Raw genomic sequence first — 510 nt, 5'->3', positions numbered from 1 at the left:
ACGGTGAGCGGGAACTCGGCGTGCGCTACGAAGCCCAGCCGAACTTCTACTACTGCGGCCCCGCCGCCGCCCGCAACGCCCTGTCCGTGCAGGGCAAGAACATCGACGTCCACGCCATGGCCAAGGAGATGGGCACCACCGAGGCCGGCACCAACTCCATCAACGACATCACCCCGGTGCTGAACAAGCAGACCGGTAAGGACGTCTACCACAGCGTCGAGATCCGCGACCGTGCAGCCGATGACAAGCAGACCGACAAGCTGCGCGCCGACGTCATCAAGGCCGTCGACGAAGGCCGTGCCGTGGTCGCCAACATCGCCGGCACCGCCACCGACACCGACGGCAACAGCCACTCCTTCGAGGGCGGGCACTACATCAGCGTCGTCGGCTACCGCGACGGTGGCAACACCGTCACCATCGCCGACTCGGCCAACCCGGACACCGCCAGCTACCGGATGAGCATCGACAACCTCGCCGACTGGATCGCCACCCGCGGCTACACCGCCTGAC

Annotated in this window: 1 protein-coding gene; it reads left to right on the top strand. The window is 66.7% G+C overall.

The window, feature by feature from the left end; genetic code table 11:
• Window positions 1–509, top strand: a 509-nt coding sequence (locus SM577_RS31630) for a C39 family peptidase (protein ID WP_474588703.1), incomplete at its 5' end; no start/stop codon positions are given.
• Between the last annotated feature and the right edge of the window lies 1 nt (window position 510).

The organism is Micromonospora desertarenae, assembly GCF_056150265.1.
This window is presented reverse-complemented; position numbering and strand designations above follow the sequence as displayed.